This is a genomic window from Aeromonas veronii bv. veronii, assembly GCF_000820225.1.
In the GTDB taxonomy this organism is placed as follows: domain Bacteria; phylum Pseudomonadota; class Gammaproteobacteria; order Enterobacterales; family Aeromonadaceae; genus Aeromonas; species Aeromonas veronii.
This window is the reverse complement of record NZ_CDDK01000031.1, coordinates 383,243-406,740: the sequence shown is the minus strand read 5'-3', so window position 1 is coordinate 406,740 and position 23,498 is coordinate 383,243. Positions and strand designations below refer to the sequence as shown.

Below are 23,498 nucleotides of genomic sequence, written 5' to 3'. Positions count from 1 at the left end.
GCGGCGCAAGCCCTATGCTGGCCCTGTCAATTACCACAAGGAGTTCGAGATGATCGTCAGGAAGTTGAGATTGCAACGGGGTTGGTCTCAGGATCAGTTGGCAACGTTGACTGGTTTGAGTGTCCGCACTATCCAGCGGATCGAGCAGGGGCAGCAACCCGGACTGGAATCTCTCAAGGCCCTGGCCGCCGTCTTTGAACTCGATGTGGCTCAACTGGATGGGTCAGAGCAACAGGAGCGCGAGATGAGAGGAAGTGACACTATGGGGCCGGATGCAGTGCAGGTATCGGCAGAGGAGCGGGCGGCAATGCGCTATGTGGAGGAGCTCAAGGGCTTCTATCACCATGTCGCCAGCTACGTGGTGGTGATCTGCGGGCTGTTTGTCATCAACTACCTGAGCAATCCGGAGTACATCTGGGCATGGTGGCCAACCCTGGGTTGGGGGCTGGGTCTTGCCTCCCATGCTGTTCGGGTGTTTCAGCCCTTCAAGCTGTTTGGCCCCGAGTGGGAGCGGCGCCAGATCGAGAAGCGGCTGGGGCGCAAGTTGTAACTTCATTCGCCGGAAAACAGGGAACCTAAAACAGAAAGCCCGGCAACCAGCCGGGCTTTGTTATTGGAGCGGGTTGTGGCCATCCGTGCGGCAGCAATCGCCTGATTGCTGCGCACTTTCTAGCTGGCGTGAACCGGGCAGGGGGTGGTGATCAGGGCATCATCCTCGTAGCGCCACAGGGTGAGGCTGTTGCCCCAGACGCAGCCGGTATCGAGCGCCTTGATATCGCTCTTGCCGGTGTTGCCCATCAGGGCCGCCCAGTGGCCGAACACCAGAATGGGGTCATCCACGTGGTGTTCGCGCTGTTCGAACCAGGGACGCAGCCCCGGGGTCGACTCCTTGGGCCCCTTCTTGCATTTGAAGTCGAGACGACCGTCGAAATAGCAGAAGCGCATCCGGGTGAAGGTGTTGATGATGTAGCGGTAGCGGTCGATCCCGACCAGATCATCTTTCCAGCCATCGGGCTGGTCGCCGTACATGTTGTGCAGCAGCCAGCTGTACTGGTCACCGCGCAGCAGGCTCTCTACCTCGCGGGCGCAGTTGCGCGCGGTGCGGACATCCCATGCGGGGGAGATCCCGGCATGCACCATCATGATGGGCAGATCCGGATGTTCGGCCAGCAGCGGGCGGTGGCGCAGCCACTCCAGCAGTTCATCCCGATCCGGGGCATCCATCAGGCTTTGCAGCTTGTCTTTCTTCTTGAGCGGTGCAACGCCATCGGCGACCGCCAGCAGGTGCAAGTCGTGGTTACCGAGCACGGTGATGGAGCGGTTGCCCAGCCCTTTGACAAAACGCAGGGTATTGAGGGAGTCCGGGCCGCGGGCGACCAGATCGCCGCAGAGCCAGAGCACGTCTTGGTCGGGATCGAACGCGGCAAGATCCAGCAGACGGCGCAAGTCGTCGTAACAGCCCTGGATGTCACCGACAAAACAGTTCGCCATGAAACCTCAGTTGATAATATTGGGGATGGCCAGCGTGAAGGGGGCGATGGGCGCCTCAAACTGCTGACCAGAGCCATCTTGCAGGGTATAGCTCCCTTCCATCACCCCAAGCGGGGTCGCCAGCGGCACGCCGCTCTGGTAGCGGTAGGTCTCACCTTCGGCAATGACGGGTTGTTCCCCGACCACGCCCGGGCCTGCCACTTCCTGCATCTTGCCATTGGCATCGGTGATGAGCCAGCGCCGATGCAGCAGTTGCACCGGGCCGGGCCCCAGATTCTCAATCTCGATCAGATAGTGAAACTGGTAAGGGTCTTTGGAGCCCGCCACATACACGGGGTATGGGCGGATCTCGATGTGCGGGGGTGCCACAGGATCAGGCCTGTTGCTGATCCGCCAGCCAGTTGGCGATCATGACAAACTGCTCGAGGGAGAGATTCTCCGGGCGCAGGTTGCCATCGATACCAAGCTCGGTCAGCTGGGCGTCGGTGATGAAGTTGGAGAAGCTGTTGCGGATGGTCTTGCGACGCTGGCCAAAGCCTTCGGTACAGACGCGATTCAGACAACGAATATCTTTTGCGACTATGGTCGGATTCTTGTGCGGGATCAGGCGAACTACGGCAGAGTCCACCTTTGGCGCCGGTTTGAAGGCACCCGGGCCCACTTCCAGCACAGGCACCACTTGGCAGTAGTACTGAGTCATCACGCTCAGACGGCCATAAGCCTTGCTGCCCGGACCGGCGGCCAGACGCAACACCACTTCCTTTTGCAGCATGAAGTGCATGTCTTCTACCCGATCAGCGAACTCGCACAGGTGGAAGATGAGCGGGGTGGAGATGTTGTAGGGCAGGTTGCCGAAGATACGCAGCGGCCCCTTGCCTTCACCCATCAGGGTGCCGAAGTCGAAACGCATGGCGTCCGCTTCGATGACGGTCAGCTTGTCTTTGAGGGTCGGGTGCTCGCGCAGGCGAGCTGCCAGGTCCCGGTCAAGCTCGACCACGGTCATTTTGTCCATCTGGGCGGCAACCGGCTCGGTCAGCGCGGCCAGACCCGGACCGATCTCCACCAGATTCTGACCCGGCTGCGGGTTGATGGCGGCGACGATTTGATCGATCACATACCGGTCGTGCAAGAAGTTCTGACCGAAACGCTTACGGGCCGTGTGACCCATGTGCACCTTACTGCTCATATCTTTTTTTCTCTACCATCTTGATGGCGTGGTTAATCGCGGTGACAAGGCTGCCCGGATCGGCCAGGCCCTTGCCTGCCAGATCCAGCGCGGTGCCGTGATCCACCGAAGTGCGGATGAAGGGAAGCCCCAGGGTGATATTGACCGAACTGCCGAAGCCCTTGTATTTGAGCACAGGCAGCCCCTGGTCGTGGTACATGGCGAGTACCGCATCCGCATCCTTGAGGTATTTCTCCTGGAACAGGGTGTCGGCCGGCAAGGGGCCGACCAGATCGATCCCTTCCTGGCGCAAAGTAGCCAGGGCGGGTTCGATCACGTCAATCTCTTCACGTCCTAGATGGCCACCTTCCCCGGCATGAGGGTTGAGGCCGCAGACGTAAATACGGGGTTTGGCGATGCCAAACTTGGTGGCGAGATCCTCATTGAGGATCCGGATCACCTTGCCGAGGCGATCCTCGGTGATGGCCATCGCTACATAGGCCAGCGGAATATGGGTAGTCGCCAGTGCGACCCGCAGCCCCTCGGTTGCCAGCATCATTACCACATCGGCGGTGTTGGATTGCTGTGCAAAGAACTCGGTGTGGCCGCTGAACGAGACCCCGGCCTGGTTGATGATCCCCTTGTGCACCGGCCCGGTCACCACGGCGGCAAATTCGCCGCTCATGTTGCCATCACAGGCGCGCTGCAGGGTAGCCAGTACATAGGCGCCATTGCCTTCGTTCAGCTCGCCCGGCACCACAGAGGCGCCGAGGGTGACCGGACAGACGGTCAGAGTGCCCGCCCGCTGGGGGCGGGCAGGGGCAGCGGCATCGTAGGGCTCAAGCTCGATGGGCAGCCCAAGCAGGGTTGCCCGCTCGCGCAGCAGCGCCGGATCGGCGATCACCACCAACTGGTGGGGCCAATCCTGCTGGGCAATCTGCAGCACCAGATCCGGGCCGATCCCGGCCGGTTCGCCCGGGGTAACGGCAAGGCGACGGCAGCTCATCAGCTACCGGCTCCTTCGATCTGGATGTAGGCCTCGTCACGCAGCTCATCCAGCCACGCCTGGGACTCTTCCACGAAGCGGCGATTGTAGATCAGCTGGTAGGCGCGCTGCTCCTGAGCCTTGTCGGTCGCATCCTGGCTGCGGCGATCTTCCACCTGCACGATGTGCCAGCCATGGCTGGTACGGAACGGGGCACTGATCTGGCCCGGTTGCAGACGGTTGACCATGTCGCGGAACTCGGGGACATAGACGTTGGGATCAGACCAGCCCAGTTCGCCACCCTGCACCGCAGAGCCCGGATCTTCGGAGTACTTCTCCGCCATGCTGGCGAAGCTTGCCTTGCCGCTCTTGATGTCGTGCAGAATGCCGTCCAGCATCCCCTTGGCTTTCTCTTCGCTCAGGATGATGGAGGGCTTGATCAGGATGTGGCGGGCTTTCACCTCGGTCTGCATCACTTGCTGCTGACCCTTGGTGTCGAACACCTTGACGATGTGCAGGCCGGCGCCGGAGCGCAGCGGGCCGACGATGTCGCCCTTCTTGGCACCCTGTACCGCTTCCGCCATCAGGGTCGGCATCTCTTGCGGGCTCATCCAGCCCCAGTCGCCCCCTTCCAGCGCCTTGGGTCCGTTACTCTCGGCAATGGCCAGTTTGCGGAAGTCGGCACCTTGCTTGAGGGCGGCCAGAATGCGCTCGATCTTGCTCTTGGCGGCATCCAGCTGGGCGGCAGTGGGGTTGTCCGGCAGGGCAATCTGGATATGGCCGACGTGGTATTCGTTCTGCTGTTGACCCTGTTTCTTCAGGATCTCCACCACCTGCTTCACCTCCTGCTCGGAGATGTTGATACGACGGCGCACCTGGTTGCGGCGCACCTCGTTCATCAGGATCTCGCGGCGAACCTCTTCCCGATACTGGGCATAGGTCATCCCTTCACGGGCGAGCTGAGCGCGCAGCTGATCCAGGGTCATCTTGTTGTCGGCAGCGATGCCCTGAATAGCCTGTTCCAGCTGGGTATCGCTGATCTTCAGCCCCTGGCGCTCTGCCAGTTGCAGCTGCAGGCTCTCCTGGATCAGCCGATCCAGCGCCTGCTTGCGCAGGGTGGCATCGTCAGGCAGGGACTGGCCGCTCTCCTGGGCGGAGAGTTTTACCTTGTTGACCAGTGCGTCCTGTTGGCTGGACAGCACCACATCCTTGTTGACCACGGCCAGAACCTTGTCCATCAGCTCGGGCGCAGCCAGTGCGGCTTGGCTCATGGCACCGAACATTCCCGCGGTCAGCAGGGCAATCAGGGTCTTTTTCATATCCATCTCTCAAGGCTGGGCCAGCATCATTGCTGGCCTTTCAGATTAAACGGGCGAACATAGGGCAACAGCTCGGTATCCAGTGTGACGCTGCGGCCACCGGTACCCACGCTGCCAAGTCCCTTCATTTCAAACTGCAGACCAATGACTCTTTCCGAAGTGGGCTTCAGAGTGATGTTGTCCGGCTGATTGTGCCACTCCAGGCTCATGTTGATGCTCCAGCAGCAGGAGTCGTATTTGACACCGATCTTGCGGTCAATGTTCACATCCTGTTTGATGTCACGGTAGTAACCGCCATACATCTGCCACTGGTCGGCGATCGGCGCCATCATCACCAGACCCGCCTGGCTCAGATCTTCTGCCAGCGCCGTGTTGGTCGGATAGCGATAGTCCAGGTTGCCATCCTTGATGTAGCGGTAGTTGGCCTGAGTGGTCAGCTTGCCGGTCCGGTACTCGACCGCACCATTGCCAGCTGTAAATTCACCCTCTGAGGTATCGTATTGGGTCCCCGCGTGGGCAAACCACTCATCGGTGATCCGTGCATCCCCCTCAAACGAGAGCAGGGAGCGGGCGTTGGTGCTTTCCGGATTTGAAGGGTAGAGGCGCACCTTGGGTGGCGTCATTTCGAAGGCCTGGGCTACTGCCAGACGCAACCGTTCATCACCCACATTGTCATAGACCCGGCTGGTCAGGCCAACGGTGACCCGGTTGGCATCGCTGATGCGGTCAAGACCGGCAAAGCGGCGATCACTGAACAGGCTGTAGTAATCCTGACGGGTGGTAGTGGTGTCGTAGATCCCGATCTCGTCCTGATTTTTGTAAGGGATATAGAGGTACTGGAACTCGGGTTCCAGGGTCTGTGTCCCCTTGCCATCATACCAGTCGAGTGGCCGATCGAAGTTGATCCCACCCTTGAGGCGGAAGGACGGCAGAGTGCGAGTAATGGTGCCGTCTTTGAGAACTACATTTTCTTGACGACCATTTTCACCCTGTTTTCTTATCGGATCGAAGTTATTTATATCGGCTTGAGTAAGTTGTTTTGGAACCTCTTGGTTGTAAGAGGTAAACATCAGTTTGTACTGACTGGTCAGGTAGTAACCCGGTGCATCCACCAGGGGCACGGTCAGGGTTGGTGCCAGATGCAGGCGAGTAGCGGTATAGCGCTCACCGGCTTGCTGGATGGTGGCACTGCCGCTGTTATAGCCAAACTTGGTCAGTTCGCTGTTCCAGGCCAGATCGAACCACTTGCCCTGCTGGAAGTAGTTGTAGTCGATACGCGGCAGCATCTCGTGGGGCAGCTGCGCATACGGACTCAGGATCTGGTAGCGGCGCACCTCGGAGGTGAGGTTCCAGTTGTGCTGGTAGTAGCCGGCGGTGAAGGATTGCTGCAACTGGCTGTCGACCTGAGTGCCCACTTGCGGGCTGAAGTCGTTGAAGTAGTTGTAATCTTTGTCGCGAACCTGGGTGTAGTCGATGCCCAAACGCAGGCTGCCATCCATCAGGGCGGAGCCGTGACGGACGTTCATCAGGTAACGATGGCCATCGGATAGGTACGGAGTCCCTGTCGAAGGGTTGGTAAAGCTCGGGTTGCCAGCATCATACTGTTTGTCATCCCTGAGGCTTTCAAAATAGAGGGTGCCGGTGTGGGCTGGGTCCGGCATGTAGCGGAACTCCACCTGTTCCATCAGGCCGCGTTTGTCCATAAAACGGGAGGTGATGGTAGCATCATAGTTGGGGGCAATGTTCCAGTAGAAGGGCTGGGTGATATCCATGCCGTTGCTGGAGCTTTGCTTGTAACCCGGGTAGAGCAGACCGGTCTTCCGCTCATCCTTGATGGGGAAGTTGATATAGGGGAAGTAGAACACCGGGTAGTCATAGAGCCAGAGGCTGGCGTTCCAGGCTTCGCCGAACACCTCTTTCTGGTCGATGTCGATGCTGCCTGCCTTGAGGGTCCACACTTCCTGACCGGGGGGGCAGGTGGTGTACTGAGCCCCCTCCATGGTGATGTTCTGGTTGTTGTTGGTCATCACCACGCGCTTGGCAAAGCCGCGCACCGGTGAGCCATGCACCTGATACTTGCCCTCTTCCAGTTCGGAGTTCTTGGTATCCAGGTTGGATTTGAGGGTCTTGTCGCTGGTGACGGTCACCTGACCGTCGTTGTAATAGATGTTGCCGATGGCGATGACATCCCGGCTCTTCTGGTCGAGCTGGGCATAGTCGGAGTCAAACTTGCGAACACCCTGACGAACCTTGACGTCGCCTTCATAGACGGCGGTGCCGCCCTGTTTGGCTTCGAGACGGTCGGCATCAACCTCGACCGGCTGCGCGTTGGCATCCTGATCCGATGCAGGCTTCTCTATCTTGGGAACATAGTCATAGCAGAGACTATCTAGAATGCCGGTGGCTGGCGGCGCTTCGAACGGGGCCGCCTGCACCATCATAGGGGTGAGTGCGGGGGCCAGGCTGATAGTCAGGGCGATGGGATAGCGGTACCCCAGTGTCCATTTTGTCATGTGAAAGACTCGTGCAATCCGTGATAGATACGGTTGATCCAAGGCATGCATTTTACGACAGGTTTCATCGAGTTGACATTGCATGTCATTGCTTTATGTTAGCCGGCAATGATAAAGCATTATTGCGGCCAGGGCTAACAGCCAAGTGCTGCTTTCCACCTTGGTCCTCTACTTATGCACGATCGCGATTCCCTGCTATTGCAGTGGGCACGCCGTATTTCCGGTGATGCCACTCTCACGCTTACCCTCATTTCCGGTGATGCCAGCTTCCGCCGCTACTCTCGTGGTGGTGGTCTGGTGTGGGTGGATGCCAATCCGAAAACCGAAAAAAATCATGAGTTTGTTCGTAACGCGGCCGCCTTGCTGGCGCGTCAGCTGTTGGCGCCAGAGGTGAAGGCGGTGGACTACGAACAGGGGCTGCTGGCGGTCAGTGACCTGGGCGATACCCAGCTGATCAGCTGCCTGAACGAACACAATGTGCTGGCTTGGTATGGCAAGGCGATTGATTTGCTGCCCCGCCTGGGGGCGGTTGAACTGGCGCTTGAACCCTTCGATGCGGCATTTATGGCGCGGGAGAACAGCATTTTCCCCGAGTGGCTGCTGGGTCATCATCTGCAGCTGACCCTGAGCCATGAAGAGCAGCAACTGCTGGACGAGACCTTTGCCTGCCTCACCGCCTGCAATCTGGCCCAGCCGCAGGGGGTGATGCATCGGGATTTCCACAGTCGCAACCTGATGGTATGTTGCGGTGATACCCCCGAGAGCAGCCGGCTGGCCATCATCGATTTTCAGGATATGGTCATCGGGCCGCTCACTTATGATCTGGTCTCCCTGCTGAAAGATTGCTACGTGCGCTGGCCGGACGCGGTGATCGAGCAGGGGATGCAACACGGTTTTGCCACTCTGCAGCAGGCAGGACTGCTTGGCGAGCGCGACTACGCCAGTTTCCGCCGCGATGCCGACCTGACCGGCATGCAGCGCCACCTCAAAGCGGCGGGACTCTTCACTCGGCTCTATCATCGCGACGGCAAGTCCGGCTATCTCAAGGATATTCCCCGCACTCTTGGCTATGTGGTGGATGTCTGTCGCACTCATGGTAGTGCCTATCCGGTACTGGCCCGTTTTGGTCAGTGGCTGGAGCAGGTGGTGTTGCCGGGGATCGCCAATGCAGGGGTAAAACCATGAAGGCGATGATCCTGGCCGCTGGCCGTGGCGAGCGGATGCGCCCGCTGACCGACCTGCTGCCCAAGCCGCTGCTGGCGGTGGGGGGCAAACCGCTTATCGTCCACCATATCGAAAAGCTCAAAGCCACCGGGGTGACCGAGCTGGTGATCAACCACGCCTGGCTTGGCCACAAGCTGGTCGAGAGCCTTGGTGATGGCCGTGCGCTTGGCGTGACCATCCACTGGTCAGCCGAGGAGAGCGCGCTGGAGACCGCGGGCGGCATTGTGCAGGCACTGCCGCTGCTGGGCTCTGACCCCTTTTTGGTGATCAACGGCGATACCTGGCTCGATCTCGACTATCACACTCTGGTCAGCCAGCCCCTTGGCGATGATTTGGCCCACCTTTGGCTGGTGCCCAATCCGCCCCAGCACCCGAGCGGAGACTTTGCCCTGCAAGAAGGGCGAGTCGTGGATACGCCAGCGTTTACCTTCAGCGGGGTCGGACTATATGATCCGGCGGCCTTTGCCGGTCTCGCGGGCGGTGCCCGCAAGCTGGCGCCCCTGCTCCGTGACTGGATGGCGCAAGGGCAGGTAGGCGGCAGCCTGCTCGCTGGCGAGTGGCGCGATATCGGCACGGTCGATCGACTGCGCGAGCTGGACGAACAGCTTCAGCGCCGCGCTCAATAACATCAAGAGGTCTTGAACCATGCGTATTTGGGGTAAGGTGCTGGGCGCCTTCTTCGGTTTTCTGCTCGGCAACATTGTTGGTGCCCTGATTGGTCTCTGGATTGGCCACCGTTTCGATCGCGGCATGGGGCTGCAGGGGGCGTTTCGCCGTACCCCGACTCAGGAGCAACAGGCTGTCTTCTTCCATGCCACCTTCTCGGTGATGGGCCATATCGCCAAATCGAGCGGTCAGGTGACCGAACAGGAGATCCGGGTTGCCTCCAACCTGATGGATCGGATGCGGCTGGCGGGCGAACAGCGTGCCCGGGCGCAGGAGTCGTTTCGTCTCGGTAAGGAGGCCGACTTCCCGCTGCGCGAGACCCTGGCCGAGTTCCGCCGTGCCAGTCTGGGGCAGCGCGATATTCTGCGCTTCTTCCTCGAAGTGCAGTTGCAGGCGGCCTTTGCCGACGGGCGGGTGGAGGAGGGCGAGCGCGCCATTCTGCATACCATTGCCGACGAGCTGGGTTTCAGCCGCATTGAGTTGGCCCGCATTCTGGCGATGGCCGAAGCGCAGATGAACTTCTTCAATCAGGCCCATGGCCAGTATCAGGGGGGCCATTCCGGTGGCCAGCAGTATCGGCAGGCGGCACCCTCTGCGGATCGCCTCAAGAATGCCTACCAGCTGCTGGGGGTGAGCGAGAGCGACAGCGATCAGGATATCAAGCGCGCCTACCGCAAGGAGATGAGCAAGCATCACCCTGACAAGCTGGCCGCCAAAGGACTGCCGCCGGAGATGATGGAGATGGCCAAGGAGAAGACTCAGGAGATCCAGCAAGCCTGGGAGTGGATCCGCGAGGCCCGCGGCATCCGGTAAGCGCAAACGTCAGGTTGGAGCAGACAATAAAAAGCCCCGCAGCAGTGCGGGGCTTTGTTTTACTGTGTGGCGCAGGCCGGGTTATTTGGCCGGAATCGCTTCCAGTACGTGCACCAGCAGTTGCCAGAAACGTTCGACCGCCGGGATATGTACCTTCTCGTCAGGGGAGTGGGCACCGCGGATAGTCGGGCCGAAGGAGACCATGTCCCACTCCGGATAGGCGCTCTTGAACAGACCGCACTCGAGACCGGCGTGGATCACCATGACGTTGGGCATGGTGCCAAACAGGGTCTGGTAGCTGTTGCGTACCAGCGCCATGACGGGGGAGTCCACGTTCGGCGCCCAACCCGGATAGGCACCGGTGAATTCGCAGCTGGCGCCTGCCAGGGTGAACAGGGAACGGGTCATCTGCTCGATGCTCTCGCGGCCGGAGTCAATCAGGGAGCGGATCAGGCACTGGACGTACACTTCGCCATCCTGAGTCTTGATGACCCCCAGGTTGGTAGAGGTTTCGGTCACGCCGGGCATGGCATCGCTCATGCGCATCACGCCGTTCGGGCAGGCCATCAGGGCATCCAGCAGGCGCTGCTGCAGGGAGACGCTCATCAGCTTGGTCGGTTTGGCGGCGTTGTTGACCAGCACGGTCAGGTTAGGCTCGGTGGCGGCCAGTTCGGTCTGGTAGATCCCGGTGTAGCGGTCAACCAGCGCCTTGAACTCGTTTACGCTGGCAGAGGGCACCAGCAGGGTGGCACGGGCTTCGCGCGGGATGGCGTTGCGCAGGGTGCCGCCGTGGATCTCGGCCAGACGAACACTCAGCGGCTCGGCTGCTTTGAGCAGACGCACCAGCAGCTTGTTGGCGTTGCCACGACCGCGATGGATATCGCAACCGGAGTGACCGCCACGCAGCCCTTTTACGGCCAGTTCGAACGCTTCGCCTTCGCTGGCATCAACCAGCTCGAGCGGGAAGCGGATATTGGCATCCACACCGCCAGCGCAGCCCATATAGACTTCGCCATCCTCTTCGGAGTCGGTGTTGAGCAGAATTTCGCCCTCCAGCCAGCCCGCTTCCAGACCGAAGGCGCCGGTCATACCGGTCTCTTCGTCTGTGGTCAGCAGCACTTCCAGCGGACCGTGCTTGATGGTCTTGTCAGCCAGTACGGCCAAGCAACCGGCCATGCCGATGCCGTTGTCGGCACCCAGGGTGGTGCCACGAGCAGTGACCCACTCGCCATCGACATAGGCATCGATGGGATCGGTCGCGAAGTCGTGTTTGGTGTCTGCGTTAGCCTGCGGCACCATGTCGATGTGGGCCTGCAGTACCACGGCTTTGCGGTTTTCCATCCCCGGGGTGGCCGGTTTCTTGATGATGATGTTGCCGACCTTGTCCTGCTTGACCGCCAGACCTTCCCCTTGAGCCCATTGGATGATCCAGGCGCTCAGTTTGGCTTCATGTTTGGAAGGGTGAGGGATGGAGCAGATCTGTTCGAAGAAATGCCAAATCAGTTTGGGAGAGAGAGAGCTAAGCTGTGCCACGTCGGGACTCCTTACCAGCACGGAATTAACAGGGCCCCATCAGCGGGCCGGGGAAGAGGATAACGATAATACAGTCAATCACACAAAAATGTGAGCAATCAGCGCAAATCGCAGGCAGCTTGTGCTGGCTGATGGCAACCAGGCAGTACGATCGTCAGGTTCGGACGACGCTGACCGATAGAAAAGAAAATGTGTGACCGATCTCACAAAAATATTGAATTTAACGCACCGACTGGTAAATTAGCTCCCGTGGTTCGCCACCCGTCAGGATGACGATGAAAGCCTCCAGGGAACCGAAGCAAAGCAAGTGCGCCTCCATGGAACCGAGTGTTCGTTCAAGGATTTGAGCCCGCATTAAAGGTACGTAACTTGTTAAGCAATCAGGAGTTTCAATATGCCAGGCAGCAACTCAACCTATTGGTTTGCCCCCTCTTTGTATACCCAGGGTTTCAGCTACCCTAATCCCTTCGTCACTCGTCGCTAAGACGAGCTGCCCAACCAGGCAGAGGCGAGAAAGCAGCAGGTGCGTGAGGTAAATCCTCCCCCTGCTATTTTTTTATCTGCGATTTGCCGCACAGCCCATTTGGACTCGGCAGCAGGGACGGCAGGTTAGTCGTTTGGCGCTCTAGATGTGCCGAATGGAGAGGGGGATGCCGATTTTTCCTGTTTTTGGCATACGTTTGCCAGGCATTTTCTCTGCAAACGGTGCTATCATATCGGCCCAACAGCCTGTCCGCGGTTTGGACACATCATCTAACCGATCGCCGGATAAGCCCATCTTGCTTCCATTGTTATCAGATTTGCTGCCGAGGCTTAGCCCTGAGGCAGCCGAAGTGCAATCTGAATTCAGTCGGGCAAGGGCCGCCATTTACTGGCATCCGCAGGGATAATTGCGGATGTTGTTATTTTAAGTAATTGTTTTTAAATAACTATTCGAGATCGATAACATGCCGAAAAAGTTCTATGTGTCGTGGGACAACCTGCAACGTGAAGCTCGCCGTCTGGCCCGTCGTCAGCTGCCTGTCAGCCAGTGGAAAGGTATCATCGCGGTCAGCCGTGGTGGCCTGGTGCCCGCAGCCCTGATGGCCCGTGAACTTGGCATTCGTAATGTGGAAACCCTCTGCATCTCCAGCTATGACCATGACAGCCAGCGCGAGCTGGTGGTCGTGAAGGCTGCCACCACCGCCGGTGACGGCGAAGGCTGGCTGGTGGTGGAAGATCTGGTGGACACCGGCACTACCGCCAAGGCGATCCGCGAGCTCTACCCGAAAGCCAAGTTCATCGCGATTTTCGCCAAGCCGATGGGCGAAGCGCTGCTGGACGATTTCGAAGTGGCGATCCCGCAGGATACCTGGATCGAACAGCCGTGGGATATGGCGCTGGAGTTCGCCACACCGATCTGCGACGAAAAGTAACGGGATCGGGATGTGACGCTCGCTGCGTCCATTGGTCGCAACCGGCAATAATGGTTTCACAGGGCTCCAATTTGGAGCCCTGTTTTTTTGTGTATCAATCTGTTGCAGGGTGGCTGATGGGCAGTAAAAGTGGTTAAGATGAGCTATTGCCTGATATGAATGGGACACTATCTTGGACTTGAACGAAGACCTAAACCTGACCGAACAGCTCTTTACCCGCGTCAAGAAGGTATTGGAAACATCCGAGATCTCCAACTCCAGTGCGGCTGATCTGGCGCAAGCCGAGTCAGACGAGATGTTTATCGACGGATCCATGTCAAAGAGCTGGTATCGCCTGCTGCGTCGCCCCTCCTGGACTTGGCAGGGGGCAGACCCCATCGAAGTGGAGCAGACCCTGGCCCGTATCGCCATGGCGACCGGCGAGCGCACCCATGACTGCTATCTCGATACCATCAAGGGCTATGTGCCCGGCAACTGGATCTACGAGTGGAGCCAGGTGGCTGGCAACTATTTCAAGCAGGGCCGCGAACTGCGCGAGAAGGGTGATCCTTCTGGCGCCTTGAAACAGCTGCTCAAGGCGGTGCGCTACTACTCCATCGCCAGCTATCCCCATCTCAAGGATGACGAGCTGGCGGATCAGGCCCAGCTGCTTGGCAACATGGCCTATCGCGAGGCGGGTCGCCTGTTCAAGGTGCCGCTCAAAGAGATCCAGGTGCCTTTTCGCGGCAAGCATATTCAGGGTTATCTCCACCTGCCGACGACCGAAAAACCGGTGCCGCTGGTGATCATCAGCGGCGGGATCGACTCCCTGCAGCTCGATTTCCTCAACTTCTATCTCAAACGGCTCGAGCCCAACGGCATCGGCATGCTCTCCCTCGATATGCCCGGGGTTGGCTATGCCGAGCATTGGCCGCTGGTGCAGGATACCAGCCGCCTTCATCAGGCGGTGCTCCATTACCTTTCCGAAGTGGCCTGGGTCGATCATCAGCGTATCGCCATGGTGGGGATGCGTCTGGCGGGCAATATCGCAGCCAGACTGGCCTTTATCGAACCCTTTAAGCTGCGCACCGTGGTTTGTGTCGGCGCCGGTGTCAATCAGGTGTTTACCAATCAGGAGCTGTTTGCCAAGTGTCCGCGCATGATGCGGGACAGTCTGGCCAACCGGTTGGGGGCGGATGCGGCGCAGTGGGACGGCATGCGTACCAAGTGCCAGGTTTTTTCACTTAAAACACAAGGATTACTGGGGACTCGCACCTCTGTGCCGATATTGAGTATTGGACACAAGCGAGATTTTATTTGTCCCGAGCAGGATGTACGGGCATTGGCGGCGGCCAGTCGTAACGGCAAGGCCATCGTATTCGACAAACAGCCTTTGCTGGAGGTGTATGACAAGGCACTGGACGAAATCGTCGAGTGGCTGAAACAGCATTTGTGTACCTGACATTGCGCTAAAGAACTGACGCCATCCCGAGGTGGCGCGGCTTGTTTAACAGGGAGGTTAACATGTCTGAAAGAGTGACCTACAAGCGACTGCTGAGGCAGTTTGCTGCCATTGGCCCCTATTTGCGCGAAGATCTCTGCGAAGAGGGGCGTTATCGTTTCGACTGCCTGTCGGTCTGTGTCAGTGCCAAGCCGGCGCCGGACAAACGGGAGTTCTGGGGCTGGTGGCTGGTGCTGGAGCAGGACGGTCACCATTTCCGTTACCACTATCAGCTCGGTTTCTACAATGCTGATGGCGAGTGGCTGGACAAGCCGATCCCCAAGAAGCACCAGGTAGAAGTGGAACGGACCCTCAACCGTTTCTACAAGCTCATCAACGACAAACTGACGGCTCTGGAGTGTCAGTTAGCGCCAGCGGATCAGGTCACCAATGAGTTGACCGTGACCGCTGCTTGATCCCTGATGCCCGGCGAGCAGCATCCCGCTGTTTGCCGGGCCATCAGTCAGCCATTTCCCCTTCCGACCGCAATCACCCGGGCCTTTGCCCCATCTCCTCACCTCGGCGTTAATTGCCTTGCAGGGCACCATGGCCGTGGGTATAAAGATATTCCTTACTTTTTTAGCCTTTATGCTCCCATGGAAAACAGAACCATAGTCGTCAAGTTGGGCACCAGCGTGCTCACAGGGGGGTCTTCCCAGCTCAATCGTGCCCATATGGTCGAGCTGGTCAGACAGTGTGCGGCCTTGCACCGTCACGGCCATCGTGTCGTGGTCGTCACATCAGGGGCTATCGCCGCCGGGCGTGAACATCTGGGCCACCCGCCACTGGCGCCAACCCTGCCCAACAAGCAGATGCTGGCGGCGGTTGGTCAGACCCAGCTTATTCGGGTATGGCAAGATCTGTTCAACCTCTACGGTCTGCATATCGGCCAGATGCTGCTGACCCGCGCCGATCTGGAAGATCGGGAGCGCTACCTCAACGCCCGCGACACCATGCGCACCCTGCTCGATCACCGCATTATTCCGGTCATCAACGAAAACGATGCGGTGGCGACCGCCGAGATCAAGGTCGGCGACAACGACAACCTCTCCGCACGGGCCGCCATTCTGGCGGATGCGGATCTGCTGATCCTGCTGACCGACCAGAAGGGGCTCTTTACCGCCGATCCGCGCACCAATCCCGATGCCCAGCTTATTGAAGAGGTGCAGACTATTGACGATACCCTGCGCTCGCTGGCGGGTGACAGTGTCAGTGGCCTCGGCACCGGCGGCATGGCTACCAAGCTGCAGGCCGCTGATGTGGCACGTCGCGCTGGCGTCAATGTGGTGATCGCGACCGGCCAGATGCCGGAGGTGATCGGCCGTCTCGCCAAGGGTGAGCGTATCGGTACCCTCTTCCCAGCGCTGGCCTCCCCGCTGGAAGGGCGCAAGAGCTGGATCCTGGCAGGCCCGCCCCCTCACGGCGAAGTGCATGTGGATCAGGGGGCTGTCGCCGCCATGAAGGATAAAGGCTCCAGCCTGCTGCCCAAGGGGATCGTCGCGGTCAGGGGCGATTTTATTCGGGGCGATGTGGTGCGCATTCTTGATCCCAAAGGCGCCGAACTGGCCCGCGGCATCTGCCGTTACGACCATCTGGAGCTGGAGAAGTTGCGCGGCGTCCACTCGGATCAGATTGAGCAGGTACTGGGCTATGGATATGGTTCAGTAGCCATCCATCGAGACGATATGGTGCTGCTCTAATCAGGGTGGCACGGCATGAACAAAGGGAACCGAGATGAGTCTGGAGAAAATGGGGCAGGCGGCCCGTGAAGCCGCCTATCAGCTGGCTACCATCAGCACGGCGCAGAAGAATCGGGCGCTGGCCGCCATTGCCGACGAGCTGGAGGCGCGCAGTGAGCAGATCCTCGCCGCCAATGCGAAAGATATCGCCGCCGGCCGTGAGGCGGGCTTGTCAGAGGCGATGCTGGATCGCCTGCTGCTCAATCCGGCCCGGCTGGCCGGGATTGTGGCGGATGTGCGCAAGGTGATCACGCTGGACGATCCGGTCGGCGCCGAAATGGATAGCCGGGTGCTGGAAAATGGCCTGCGGCTCTCCCGTCGTCGGGTGCCCATCGGGGTTATCGGCGTCATCTACGAGGCGCGCCCCAACGTCACCATCGATATCGCCAGCCTCTGCCTCAAGACTGGCAACGCCAGCATATTGCGTGGCGGGCGTGAGACCTTCCACTCCAATCTGGAGCTGGTGCGGGTGATCCAGCATGCCTTGGCGGCCTCCGGTCTGCCTGAGGCGGCGGTGCAGTACATCGACAACCCGGATCGGGCGCTGGTCGGCGAGTTGCTGCGTCTCGACCGCTATGTGGACATGATCATCCCCCGTGGCGGTGCTGGCCTGCACAAGATGTGCAAGGAGAACAGCTCCATTCCGGTCATCATCGGCGGGTTCGGCATCAGCCATATCTTCGTCGACGAGAGTGCCGATTTGGTGCGCTCTCTGGCTGTTATCGACAACGCCAAGGTGCAGCGCCCCTCCGCCTGCAACGCCCTCGATACCCTGCTGGTGCACGAGAAAGTCGCTTCGACATTCCTGCCGCAGCTGGTGACGCTAATGAACGAGCGCAAGGTGACGCTGGTGGCCGCGCCCAACGCTATGGCGCTGCTGGCGGGTGCCGATAACCTGTGCGAGGCGGGGCCGGAGGATTTCGATACCGAGTGGCTCGAGCTGACCCTGGGGGTCAAGTTGGTGGCGGATGTGAACGAGGCGCTGGCCCATATGCGCGAACACAACGCCGGCCACTCCGATGCCATCCTGACCAACGATCTGGCCAACGCCGAGCGTTTCGTCAACGGGGCCGGTTCGGCGGCTGTCTATGTCAACGCCTCCACCCGTTTCACTGATGGTGGCCAGTTTGGTCTGGGCGCTGAAGTTGCGGTGTCGACCCAGATGCTGCATGCCCGTGGCCCCATGGGGTTGACCGAGCTTACCAGCTACAAGTGGGTAGGGCAGGCCGATTACCTCAGCCGCGCCTGATAACCGGTTGTGTCAGATACAAAAATGCCGACCCCTTGGGTCGGCATTTTTTTCGCGGGTATCGCGTCGATACCACGCAGTGCGCTATTCCTCGGGGTTATTCCCCGTGATAGAGCACCTTGTCACCGGACTTGAGCACATAACCCTTCCAGATAAAGAGGGTGTAGCCGCTGCCCTGCCACGACCAGTTGCCCTCCGCACCTTGACGGGTCAGCGCAAGCAGCTCGCCGCTTGGTAGATGCAGTTCGGCCTGCGTCTGATCGGTGTTGAACAGCACGAAGGCGCTGCTGGTCTGGCTGGCATCGGTCGGATTGAGCCGGATACCCTGCTCAAACAGGCGCACACATTTGCCAGTCAGTGCTGACCACTGATAGCCCGCACTGCCGATACAGCCGTGACTGTCGCGATCGCTGCCCACCAGATGTTGTTCCGGTGTACTGCATGCCGCCAGCAGCAGAGAAGCGGCCATCAGAGTCAAGGTGCGCATGGTTACTCCTGAAGATCCCGTTCGATGACGATGTTGGAGAATCCCAACTCTTTGAAGTAGTTCTCCTGATAATCCTTCACGCTCTTTTTGTCACGGCGACAAACCTGAGCCAGCTGGGCCTCCATGGCGTGAAAACTGGTGAGATCCAGCCCTTCGGCAGCCGCGATGGCGTCGTAGATGCTGCGGAACTTGTCGTTCGCGTAGCCGATCTCTTTGGCCTGTTTTTTATAGGTATACGTAATCTTAAAGGCCATCTTGCCCTTCCTTCTTCGATTTGGCTTGCTTGCGCTGGACGTAGAGGTAGAGGCTTTCGACCTTCTCCCGAGCCCAGGGGGTCTTGCGCAAGAACTTCAGGCTGGACTTGATGCTGGGATTATCGGTGAAGCAGCGGATATTGATCTGCTGCCCCAGCTCTTCCCAGCCGTAGTGTTCGACCAGCGCGGTGACGATGGCTTCCAGCGTCAGCCCGTGCAGCGGGTTGTTCTTCTGCGAGGCGTTCGGTTGCTCGCTCATGCCTGCTCCGCCAGCTTGGCAAAGGGCTGACCCATGCGGGTGGTGACGCCATTGGCCAGATGGGGTTCGAAACCGGCCAGCATGCCCGGGCCAAACAGGCAGACCACGGTGCTGCCCAGCTTGAACAGGCCCATCTCGGCGCCTTTTTGCAGGGTAATGGCCTCGTCGCCCCTGTAGTCCCAGCGCACCACTTTCTTCTCTTTGGTCGGCGCAATGTTGCCGGCCCAGATGGTCTCGATGCTGGCCACGATAGTGGCACCGACCAGCACCAGCGCCATGGGGCCGTGCGGGGTGCGGAAGGTGGCGACCACCCGCTCGTTGCGGGCAAACAGGTTGGGCACGTTTTCGGCGGTGAGCGGGTTGACGGAGAAGAGATCCCCCGGCACGAACACCATGCTCTCCAGCACGCCGTCCAGCGGCATGTGGATGCGGTGGTAATCCTTGGGCGCCAGATAGATGGTGGCGAAGTCGCCATCCTTGAACGGCGCCACCAAATCCTCATAGCCACCCAGCAGCTCGCGGGCGCTGTAGTCGTGGCCCTTGGCCTGGATGATGCGACCCTGCTGGATGGGGCCGAGCTGGCTGACGGTGCCATCGACCGGCAGCGCCAGGGTCATGGCATCTTCTACCACGGGGCGGATACCGGGCTTGAGCTCGCGAGTGAAGAACTCGTTGAAGCTCTTGTAGTGGGCCGGGCTCTCGTGCAGCGCCTCACTCATGTCGACCTGATACTGCTTGATAAAAGCCTCGATCACTTTGGTGGTGATGTTGCCCGCTTCGGCAGCGGCAAATTTGCCGATCAGACGGGAGAGGGCGTGCTTGGGCAGACAGTATTGACCGGCAATTTTCAGGTTGTCAGTAATGCTCATGTTCATCATCAACGTAGGTTTATTAGGGTCACAGGCGCGCTTGCTGCCGACCGTGACGGGCTTCCTGCATGGTTTCCAGGATGCGGTGATAGTTGTGGAAGCGATCGGCGCTGATAGCACCCGCGTCGACCGCGGCGCGCAGGGCACAGCCGGGATCGTCCTTGTGGGTACAGTCGCGGAACTTGCAGCCACCCAGATAGTCTCGAAACTCAACGAAGCACCAGGTGATGCGGTCGGCTTCCAGATGCCAGAGGGCGAACTCGCGGATCCCGGGGGAGTCGATGAGATCGCCGCCGCTCGGGAAGTGGTAGAGCCGCGCCGTGGTGGTGGTGTGCTGGCCGAGCCCCGAGTTTTCGGAGATCTCGCCGGTCAGTACATCCAGCCCCGGCATCAGGGCGTTGGTGAGCGACGACTTGCCCACCCCGGACTGGCCGACGAAGATGCTGATCTTGTCGGTGAGCTTGGCTTTCAGCTCATCGAGCCCTTCACCGCTCTCGCAGCTCACCAGCAGCACCTCGTAATTGAGCTTGCGGTAGGTTTCGAGCTGGCTTTCGATGCGCGCTCTGGCGGCATCATCGAGCATATCGACCTTGTTCAGCACGATGAGGGGACGGATCTCCACATCCTCGGCGGCCACCAGATAGCGGTCGACGATGTTGGTGGAGAACTCGGGCATCACCGCAGAGACGATGATGATCTGGTCGATATTGGCGGCGATGGGTTTGACCCCGTCGTAGAAGTCCGGCCGGGTCAGTACCGAGTGGCGCGGATGCACCGCCTCGATGACGCCCGCTGTCGCGGCATTGAGGCCGGGACGCCACACCACCTTGTCGCCGCACACCAGACTGCTGATGCTGCTGCGCCGCAGGTTGCTGCGGTGGATGGTGCCATCGACCGCTTCCACGTCTGCGTGCTGCCCAAAACGGCTGATCACCACCCCTTCGATGGCGGGGCCAAACAGGGTGTCATCCACCACTGTGGTGTGATCTTTTTGCAGCCGCCGTTCGCGGTTGGCCTGGACGCGCCTTTGTTGACCCAGATTGAGTTTTGCTTTCTTTGCCACTCGATTCGCCAGTTTATGAACAGATCCAAAGCCAGTATGATACATGCAAATTGGCAAAATTCCGCCATTCCTCCCAATAGAGAGAGCAATCATGACAGTCAGCGCGCAGAACCTGGTATGGATCGACATGGAGATGACGGGTCTGGACCCCGAAGAGAACGTGGTACTGGAGATCGCCACCATAGTCACCGACAAGGATCTGAACGTACTGGCCGAAGGGCCGGTCATCGCCATTCATCAGAGTGATGAAGAGCTGGCCAAGATGGACGAGTGGAACGTCAACACCCATACCAAGAGCGGTCTGGTGGCCCGGGTCAAGGCGAGTCAGCACGACGAGGCGAAAGCCATTGCCGAGACCCTCGCGTTCATTCGCCAGTGGGTGCCGGAGCGCACCAGCCCGCTGTGCGGCAACAGCATCGGTCAGGATCGCCGCTTCATGGTCAAGCACATGGCCGAGCTGGAAGCCTTCTTCCACTACCGCAACGTCGACGTCAGCACCATCAAGGAGCTGGTACGCCGCTGGCAGCCGGAGTTGCTGGATCAGTTCAAGAAGAGCGGCACCCACCAGGCGCTGGACGATATCCGCGAATCCATCGCCGAGCTGCAGTTCTATCGCAGCCACGTCTTCAAGATCTGATTCCCCGGCAAGGGTTTGTCATACGCTGGCTGCTAAAATCGACAGTTCGGCCAGCTTTTGAGCGAACGCGCGCAACCAGACAAAAAAGCCCTTGCAATTGGAATGACTGCTCTTATAATTCGGCTCCCGTACAGTAGCGCAAGCAACCAAATGCTGTACGGCCTGTTTTAAGGTAGTTGCGGGAATAGCTCAGTTGGTAGAGCACGACCTTGCCAAGGTCGGGGTCGCGAGTTCGAGTCTCGTTTCCCGCTCCAAAAATCTGATGATGACACTGGTGCAAACCAGCCCGATGCGGGAATAGCTCAGTTGGTAGAGCACGACCTTGCCAAGGTCGGGGTCGCGAGTTCGAGTCTCGTTTCCCGCTCCAATCATCAGCCAGCCTCAAGACAACCAAGTTGTTGCGGGAATAGCTCAGTTGGTAGAGCACGACCTTGCCAAGGTCGGGGTCGCGAGTTCGAGTCTCGTTTCCCGCTCCAAAAAATTTGTAAGTGATATTCCGATGCGGGAATAGCTCAGTTGGTAGAGCACGACCTTGCCAAGGTCGGGGTCGCGAGTTCGAGTCTCGTTTCCCGCTCCAATCACTTGCAGATGACATTCTGTTGCGGGAATAGCTCAGTTGGTAGAGCACGACCTTGCCAAGGTCGGGGTCGCGAGTTCGAGTCTCGTTTCCCGCTCCAAACATTTGTAAGTGACATTCCGTTGCGGGAATAGCTCAGTTGGTAGAGCACGACCTTGCCAAGGTCGGGGTCGCGAGTTCGAGTCTCGTTTCCCGCTCCAATCACTTGTAAATGACATTCTGTTGCGGGAATAGCTCAGTTGGTAGAGCACGACCTTGCCAAGGTCGGGGTCGCGAGTTCGAGTCTCGTTTCCCGCTCCAATCTCTCTTCGAAGTCTTCATAATCCCTCTGAATTGCCCCTCACATCGCGCTGCGATGATTTGTCGTATCTGGCGTTTACTCAGCGTGTCTCTGCCGCCTTCTGCAAACAGGGGGGGCTTACTCTGTGGGCTAATCGAGGCAAGCGGTTGTAACAGGCGAGAATTGCGGGCAAAAAAGAGGAGGGGCCTTGGCTCCTCCTGCATGATTCACTGGCGCGGGCTTAGACCAGAGTAACGTTCTCAGCCTGAGGGCCTTTTTTGCCCTGGGTCACAGTGAACTGGACTTTTTGACCTTCAGCCAGGGTTTTGAAACCGGTGCTCTGGATGGAGGAGAAGTGAACGAATACGTCCGGACCCTGGGATTGTTCAATAAAGCCAAAACCCTTGGTTTCGTTGAACCATTTTACCTGGCCGGTGCGAATGTCAGACATGTGCTAAATCCTATCAATAACAAAATGAAACTAAGCCCGTGCTGGGCTGCATTTGCCTTGCAAGCAGGGGTTGGCTCATGACTGACCACGTCTCTTTGTCCCAGTAGCACGTAGAACAATCCCTGTCTAAAGCACAAACGATTGTACGTTAGCGCCGATCCTTGTCAATTTGACCCCTTTCGTTTTTTGAACAAGCTAAAAATATTGTGAAGTCAGTAGCTTATTTGAAGATATTTGGCTGAAAAAAAAACGGGAGGCCAGGGCCTCCCGTTTTTGTTATTCCTTGAGGGCGAACCCTTCGCCCTGCCGGTCGTAGCGGTAAACCGCCTGACCGTAGGAGCGGATCTCCACCCGCTGGATGCGGCGGGTGTCGTCCACCAGGATGAAGATAGAGCGGCCCGATTGCAGGCGGGTCAGGGGGCGATCCGGCCCCTCGATGGCGATCAGGCGGCTCAGCTCGGCACCCGGCAACTCGAATTTACGCCAGATGGAGTAGAGGGTCTCACCCGCCTGCACATCGTGTTGCAGCCAGGTACCGTTGACCTTCTCTTCGACTGGTTTAGCTGCCGCGGGGGCACTGCCTGCCGCGCCATTACCGACAGTTAGAGCTTGAGCAGGTACGGCCAGCGGCACTTCCAGCGAGCCGGAAGGGGCTGCTTTGGGAACGGATGGTGCCGGCTCCCAGGCCAGTACCAGCAACCAGAGCGGGATCAGGATCAGCAGACCTATGGTGTTTTTGCGGGGCAGCGGGCTGGACAGCTTGAATTTGCCTGCTTTGGCATCCTGGCGGCGTTGGCCGAGGTTACTCATCCCTTGGCCAAAACGTTGGCGCAGGGACAGGGTCGCGGCATTGATGCGATGGAGCAGGGATCCTTGTGATTCGTCTTGGCGACGCTGCTGGGCTCGTCTGTTATGGCCTCGTGGGCGACGGTCCGGGGTGGGCACGGCATTTACCTCTCACTACATTGCCTGCCATCAGGCAAATTCGTCGCCTATGGTAAACGGACTCGCCCCCGAGGGGGAGAGTCC

At 59.1% G+C, this 23,498-nt stretch carries 24 protein-coding genes and 7 tRNA genes; 17 read left to right on the top strand and 14 right to left on the bottom strand.

Translation table 11 applies throughout. The annotated features are described in order from the left end of the window. The first annotated feature begins 49 nt into the window (after nucleotides 1-49). Entirely contained in the window at nucleotides 50-550 is a 501-nt protein-coding gene (locus BN1139_RS14540; RefSeq protein WP_005349317.1) for a 2TM domain-containing protein, read from the top strand. A 119-nt stretch (nucleotides 551-669) separates the two neighbouring features. Here the strand turns inward: BN1139_RS14540 and BN1139_RS14535 are convergent, their stop codons facing one another. From BN1139_RS14535 to lptD, 6 genes are read right to left on the bottom strand one after another with little or no spacing between them, the layout of a single operon-like run. Continuing rightward, nucleotides 670-1,491, bottom strand: coding sequence for a symmetrical bis(5'-nucleosyl)-tetraphosphatase (locus tag BN1139_RS14535; RefSeq protein ID WP_005349319.1), 822 nt, complete (start codon nucleotides 1,489-1,491; stop codon nucleotides 670-672). 6 nt (nucleotides 1,492-1,497) lie between these two features. Beyond that, on the bottom strand, nucleotides 1,498-1,860 hold the full coding sequence (apaG, locus tag BN1139_RS14530) for a Co2+/Mg2+ efflux protein ApaG (RefSeq protein WP_005349321.1): 363 nt from the start codon (nucleotides 1,858-1,860) through the stop codon (nucleotides 1,498-1,500). A 4-nt stretch (nucleotides 1,861-1,864) separates the two neighbouring features. Continuing rightward, on the bottom strand, nucleotides 1,865-2,677 hold the full coding sequence (rsmA, locus tag BN1139_RS14525; RefSeq protein ID WP_005339016.1) for a 16S rRNA (adenine(1518)-N(6)/adenine(1519)-N(6))-dimethyltransferase RsmA: 813 nt from the start codon (nucleotides 2,675-2,677) through the stop codon (nucleotides 1,865-1,867). Then, nucleotides 2,667-3,662: a 4-hydroxythreonine-4-phosphate dehydrogenase PdxA gene (gene pdxA / locus BN1139_RS14520; protein WP_005349322.1), complete on the bottom strand. Its 996-nt coding sequence runs from the start codon at nucleotides 3,660-3,662 to the stop codon at nucleotides 2,667-2,669. Before pdxA ends, rsmA begins: the two co-directional genes overlap by 11 nt. Next, complete coding sequence (gene surA, locus BN1139_RS14515; protein WP_005349338.1) at nucleotides 3,662-4,960, bottom strand: peptidylprolyl isomerase SurA; 1,299 nt, start codon at nucleotides 4,958-4,960, stop codon at nucleotides 3,662-3,664. Before surA ends, pdxA begins: the two co-directional genes overlap by 1 nt. A gap of 26 nt (nucleotides 4,961-4,986) precedes the next feature. Next, nucleotides 4,987-7,473: an LPS assembly protein LptD gene (lptD, locus tag BN1139_RS14510; RefSeq protein WP_005349342.1), complete on the bottom strand. Its 2,487-nt coding sequence runs from the start codon at nucleotides 7,471-7,473 to the stop codon at nucleotides 4,987-4,989. A 174-nt stretch (nucleotides 7,474-7,647) separates the two neighbouring features. Between lptD and BN1139_RS14505 the strand changes: the two genes are divergently transcribed. Genes BN1139_RS14505 through djlA form a run of 3 tightly spaced genes read left to right on the top strand, consistent with a single transcriptional unit; the run spans nucleotide 7,648 to nucleotide 10,176 of the window. Next, nucleotides 7,648-8,658, top strand: a complete 1,011-nt coding sequence (locus BN1139_RS14505; RefSeq protein WP_005349345.1) for an aminoglycoside phosphotransferase family protein — start codon at nucleotides 7,648-7,650, stop codon at nucleotides 8,656-8,658. Then, complete coding sequence (gene murU / locus BN1139_RS14500; protein ID WP_005349349.1) at nucleotides 8,655-9,323, top strand: N-acetylmuramate alpha-1-phosphate uridylyltransferase MurU; 669 nt, start codon at nucleotides 8,655-8,657, stop codon at nucleotides 9,321-9,323. Before BN1139_RS14505 ends, murU begins: the two co-directional genes overlap by 4 nt. 19 nt (nucleotides 9,324-9,342) lie before the next feature. Beyond that, nucleotides 9,343-10,176 carry a co-chaperone DjlA gene (djlA, locus tag BN1139_RS14495; RefSeq protein WP_005349351.1) on the top strand — a complete coding sequence of 278 codons (834 nt, stop codon included), beginning with the start codon at nucleotides 9,343-9,345 and terminating at the stop codon, nucleotides 10,174-10,176. Nucleotides 10,177-10,257: 81 nt separating this feature from the next. Here djlA and BN1139_RS14490 read toward each other — a convergent pair whose 3' ends face one another. Next, nucleotides 10,258-11,709, bottom strand: a complete 1,452-nt coding sequence (locus tag BN1139_RS14490) for an aminoacyl-histidine dipeptidase (protein ID WP_005349354.1) — start codon at nucleotides 11,707-11,709, stop codon at nucleotides 10,258-10,260. Nucleotides 11,710-12,656: 947 nt separating this feature from the next. Between BN1139_RS14490 and gpt the strand changes: the two genes are divergently transcribed. The 5 genes from gpt (at nucleotide 12,657) to BN1139_RS14465 (ending at nucleotide 17,592) form a co-directional block, all read left to right on the top strand. Further along, nucleotides 12,657-13,124 (top strand): xanthine phosphoribosyltransferase, encoded by a 468-nt coding sequence (gpt, locus tag BN1139_RS14485; protein ID WP_005339007.1) that lies wholly within the window; start codon nucleotides 12,657-12,659, stop codon nucleotides 13,122-13,124. Between the two features lie 172 nt (nucleotides 13,125-13,296). After that, nucleotides 13,297-14,565 (top strand): esterase FrsA, encoded by a 1,269-nt coding sequence (frsA, locus tag BN1139_RS14480; RefSeq protein ID WP_005349360.1) that lies wholly within the window; start codon nucleotides 13,297-13,299, stop codon nucleotides 14,563-14,565. 62 nt (nucleotides 14,566-14,627) lie between these two features. Beyond that, entirely contained in the window at nucleotides 14,628-15,020 is a 393-nt protein-coding gene (crl, locus tag BN1139_RS14475; protein ID WP_005349363.1) for a sigma factor-binding protein Crl, read from the top strand. A gap of 180 nt (nucleotides 15,021-15,200) precedes the next feature. Next, complete coding sequence (gene proB / locus BN1139_RS14470; RefSeq protein ID WP_005349366.1) at nucleotides 15,201-16,304, top strand: glutamate 5-kinase; 1,104 nt, start codon at nucleotides 15,201-15,203, stop codon at nucleotides 16,302-16,304. Nucleotides 16,305-16,338: 34 nt separating this feature from the next. Next, a complete protein-coding gene (locus tag BN1139_RS14465; RefSeq protein WP_005349367.1) occupies nucleotides 16,339-17,592 on the top strand; it encodes a glutamate-5-semialdehyde dehydrogenase in 1,254 nt (417 codons plus the stop codon). Nucleotides 17,593-17,689: 97 nt separating this feature from the next. Here the strand turns inward: BN1139_RS14465 and BN1139_RS14460 are convergent, their stop codons facing one another. Genes BN1139_RS14460 through rsgA form a run of 5 tightly spaced genes read right to left on the bottom strand, consistent with a single transcriptional unit; the run spans nucleotide 17,690 to nucleotide 20,524 of the window. Beyond that, a complete protein-coding gene (locus BN1139_RS14460) occupies nucleotides 17,690-18,079 on the bottom strand; it encodes a hypothetical protein (protein WP_005349369.1) in 390 nt (129 codons plus the stop codon). 2 nt (nucleotides 18,080-18,081) lie between these two features. Next, nucleotides 18,082-18,333 carry a DUF2960 domain-containing protein gene (locus BN1139_RS14455; RefSeq protein WP_005338984.1) on the bottom strand — a complete coding sequence of 84 codons (252 nt, stop codon included), beginning with the start codon at nucleotides 18,331-18,333 and terminating at the stop codon, nucleotides 18,082-18,084. After that, nucleotides 18,323-18,592 (bottom strand): VF530 family protein, encoded by a 270-nt coding sequence (locus tag BN1139_RS14450; protein ID WP_005349372.1) that lies wholly within the window; start codon nucleotides 18,590-18,592, stop codon nucleotides 18,323-18,325. The genes BN1139_RS14455 and BN1139_RS14450 overlap by 11 nt, the downstream gene beginning before the upstream one ends. Further along, nucleotides 18,589-19,461 (bottom strand): archaetidylserine decarboxylase, encoded by an 873-nt coding sequence (gene asd, locus BN1139_RS14445; RefSeq protein ID WP_041202663.1) that lies wholly within the window; start codon nucleotides 19,459-19,461, stop codon nucleotides 18,589-18,591. The genes BN1139_RS14450 and asd overlap by 4 nt, the downstream gene beginning before the upstream one ends. Nucleotides 19,462-19,489: 28 nt before the next feature. Then, nucleotides 19,490-20,524: a small ribosomal subunit biogenesis GTPase RsgA gene (gene rsgA, locus BN1139_RS14440; protein ID WP_013724084.1), complete on the bottom strand. Its 1,035-nt coding sequence runs from the start codon at nucleotides 20,522-20,524 to the stop codon at nucleotides 19,490-19,492. A 91-nt stretch (nucleotides 20,525-20,615) separates the two neighbouring features. Between rsgA and orn the strand changes: the two genes are divergently transcribed. The 8 genes from orn to BN1139_RS14400 all read left to right on the top strand — a co-directional run bounded on the left by orn (nucleotide 20,616) and on the right by BN1139_RS14400 (nucleotide 22,038). After that, nucleotides 20,616-21,161, top strand: a complete 546-nt coding sequence (orn, locus tag BN1139_RS14435) for an oligoribonuclease (RefSeq protein ID WP_005349380.1) — start codon at nucleotides 20,616-20,618, stop codon at nucleotides 21,159-21,161. 178 nt (nucleotides 21,162-21,339) lie between these two features. Further along, nucleotides 21,340-21,415: transfer RNA gene (locus BN1139_RS14430), tRNA-Gly, on the top strand. 37 nt (nucleotides 21,416-21,452) lie between these two features. Then, nucleotides 21,453-21,528 (top strand) — tRNA-Gly (locus BN1139_RS14425). A 33-nt stretch (nucleotides 21,529-21,561) separates the two neighbouring features. Then, nucleotides 21,562-21,637: transfer RNA gene (locus tag BN1139_RS14420), tRNA-Gly, on the top strand. Nucleotides 21,638-21,662: 25 nt separating this feature from the next. Then, nucleotides 21,663-21,738 (top strand) — tRNA-Gly (locus BN1139_RS14415). A 24-nt stretch (nucleotides 21,739-21,762) separates the two neighbouring features. Then, nucleotides 21,763-21,838: transfer RNA gene (locus BN1139_RS14410), tRNA-Gly, on the top strand. Nucleotides 21,839-21,862: 24 nt separating this feature from the next. Then, nucleotides 21,863-21,938: transfer RNA gene (locus BN1139_RS14405), tRNA-Gly, on the top strand. Nucleotides 21,939-21,962: 24 nt separating this feature from the next. Next, nucleotides 21,963-22,038, top strand: a tRNA-Gly gene (locus BN1139_RS14400). Nucleotides 22,039-22,259: 221 nt separating this feature from the next. Here BN1139_RS14400 and BN1139_RS14395 read toward each other — a convergent pair. Both BN1139_RS14395 and BN1139_RS14390 read right to left on the bottom strand, forming a co-directional pair. Next, nucleotides 22,260-22,469, bottom strand: coding sequence for a cold-shock protein (locus BN1139_RS14395; RefSeq protein ID WP_005338972.1), 210 nt, complete (start codon nucleotides 22,467-22,469; stop codon nucleotides 22,260-22,262). A 276-nt stretch (nucleotides 22,470-22,745) separates the two neighbouring features. After that, complete coding sequence (locus tag BN1139_RS14390) at nucleotides 22,746-23,414, bottom strand: LysM-like peptidoglycan-binding domain-containing protein (RefSeq protein WP_005349384.1); 669 nt, start codon at nucleotides 23,412-23,414, stop codon at nucleotides 22,746-22,748. Between the last annotated feature and the right edge of the window lie 84 nt (nucleotides 23,415-23,498).

What these genes read in the sequence shown, in the direction of transcription:
- BN1139_RS14535 (WP_005349319.1), bottom strand. Translation starts at nt 1,491, where the DNA reads ATGGCGAACTGTTTTGTCGGTGACATCCAGGGCTGTTACGACGACTTG.
- BN1139_RS14395 (WP_005338972.1), bottom strand. Translation starts at nt 22,469, where the DNA reads ATGTCTGACATTCGCACCGGCCAGGTAAAATGGTTCAACGAAACCAAG.
- djlA (WP_005349351.1), top strand. Translation starts at nt 9,343, where the DNA reads ATGCGTATTTGGGGTAAGGTGCTGGGCGCCTTCTTCGGTTTTCTGCTC.
- surA (WP_005349338.1), bottom strand. Translation starts at nt 4,960, where the DNA reads ATGAAAAAGACCCTGATTGCCCTGCTGACCGCGGGAATGTTCGGTGCC.
- BN1139_RS14455 (WP_005338984.1), bottom strand. Translation starts at nt 18,333, where the DNA reads ATGGCCTTTAAGATTACGTATACCTATAAAAAACAGGCCAAAGAGATC.
- proB (WP_005349366.1), top strand. Translation starts at nt 15,201, where the DNA reads ATGGAAAACAGAACCATAGTCGTCAAGTTGGGCACCAGCGTGCTCACA.
- pdxA (WP_005349322.1), bottom strand. Translation starts at nt 3,662, where the DNA reads ATGAGCTGCCGTCGCCTTGCCGTTACCCCGGGCGAACCGGCCGGGATC.
- BN1139_RS14460 (WP_005349369.1), bottom strand. Translation starts at nt 18,079, where the DNA reads ATGCGCACCTTGACTCTGATGGCCGCTTCTCTGCTGCTGGCGGCATGC.
- crl (WP_005349363.1), top strand. Translation starts at nt 14,628, where the DNA reads ATGTCTGAAAGAGTGACCTACAAGCGACTGCTGAGGCAGTTTGCTGCC.
- rsmA (WP_005339016.1), bottom strand. Translation starts at nt 2,677, where the DNA reads ATGAGCAGTAAGGTGCACATGGGTCACACGGCCCGTAAGCGTTTCGGT.
- orn (WP_005349380.1), top strand. Translation starts at nt 20,616, where the DNA reads ATGACAGTCAGCGCGCAGAACCTGGTATGGATCGACATGGAGATGACG.
- BN1139_RS14540 (WP_005349317.1), top strand. Translation starts at nt 50, where the DNA reads ATGATCGTCAGGAAGTTGAGATTGCAACGGGGTTGGTCTCAGGATCAG.
- BN1139_RS14450 (WP_005349372.1), bottom strand. Translation starts at nt 18,592, where the DNA reads ATGAGCGAGCAACCGAACGCCTCGCAGAAGAACAACCCGCTGCACGGG.
- murU (WP_005349349.1), top strand. Translation starts at nt 8,655, where the DNA reads ATGAAGGCGATGATCCTGGCCGCTGGCCGTGGCGAGCGGATGCGCCCG.
- BN1139_RS14465 (WP_005349367.1), top strand. Translation starts at nt 16,339, where the DNA reads ATGAGTCTGGAGAAAATGGGGCAGGCGGCCCGTGAAGCCGCCTATCAG.
- lptD (WP_005349342.1), bottom strand. Translation starts at nt 7,473, where the DNA reads ATGACAAAATGGACACTGGGGTACCGCTATCCCATCGCCCTGACTATC.
- BN1139_RS14505 (WP_005349345.1), top strand. Translation starts at nt 7,648, where the DNA reads ATGCACGATCGCGATTCCCTGCTATTGCAGTGGGCACGCCGTATTTCC.
- asd (WP_041202663.1), bottom strand. Translation starts at nt 19,461, where the DNA reads ATGAGCATTACTGACAACCTGAAAATTGCCGGTCAATACTGTCTGCCC.
- gpt (WP_005339007.1), top strand. Translation starts at nt 12,657, where the DNA reads ATGCCGAAAAAGTTCTATGTGTCGTGGGACAACCTGCAACGTGAAGCT.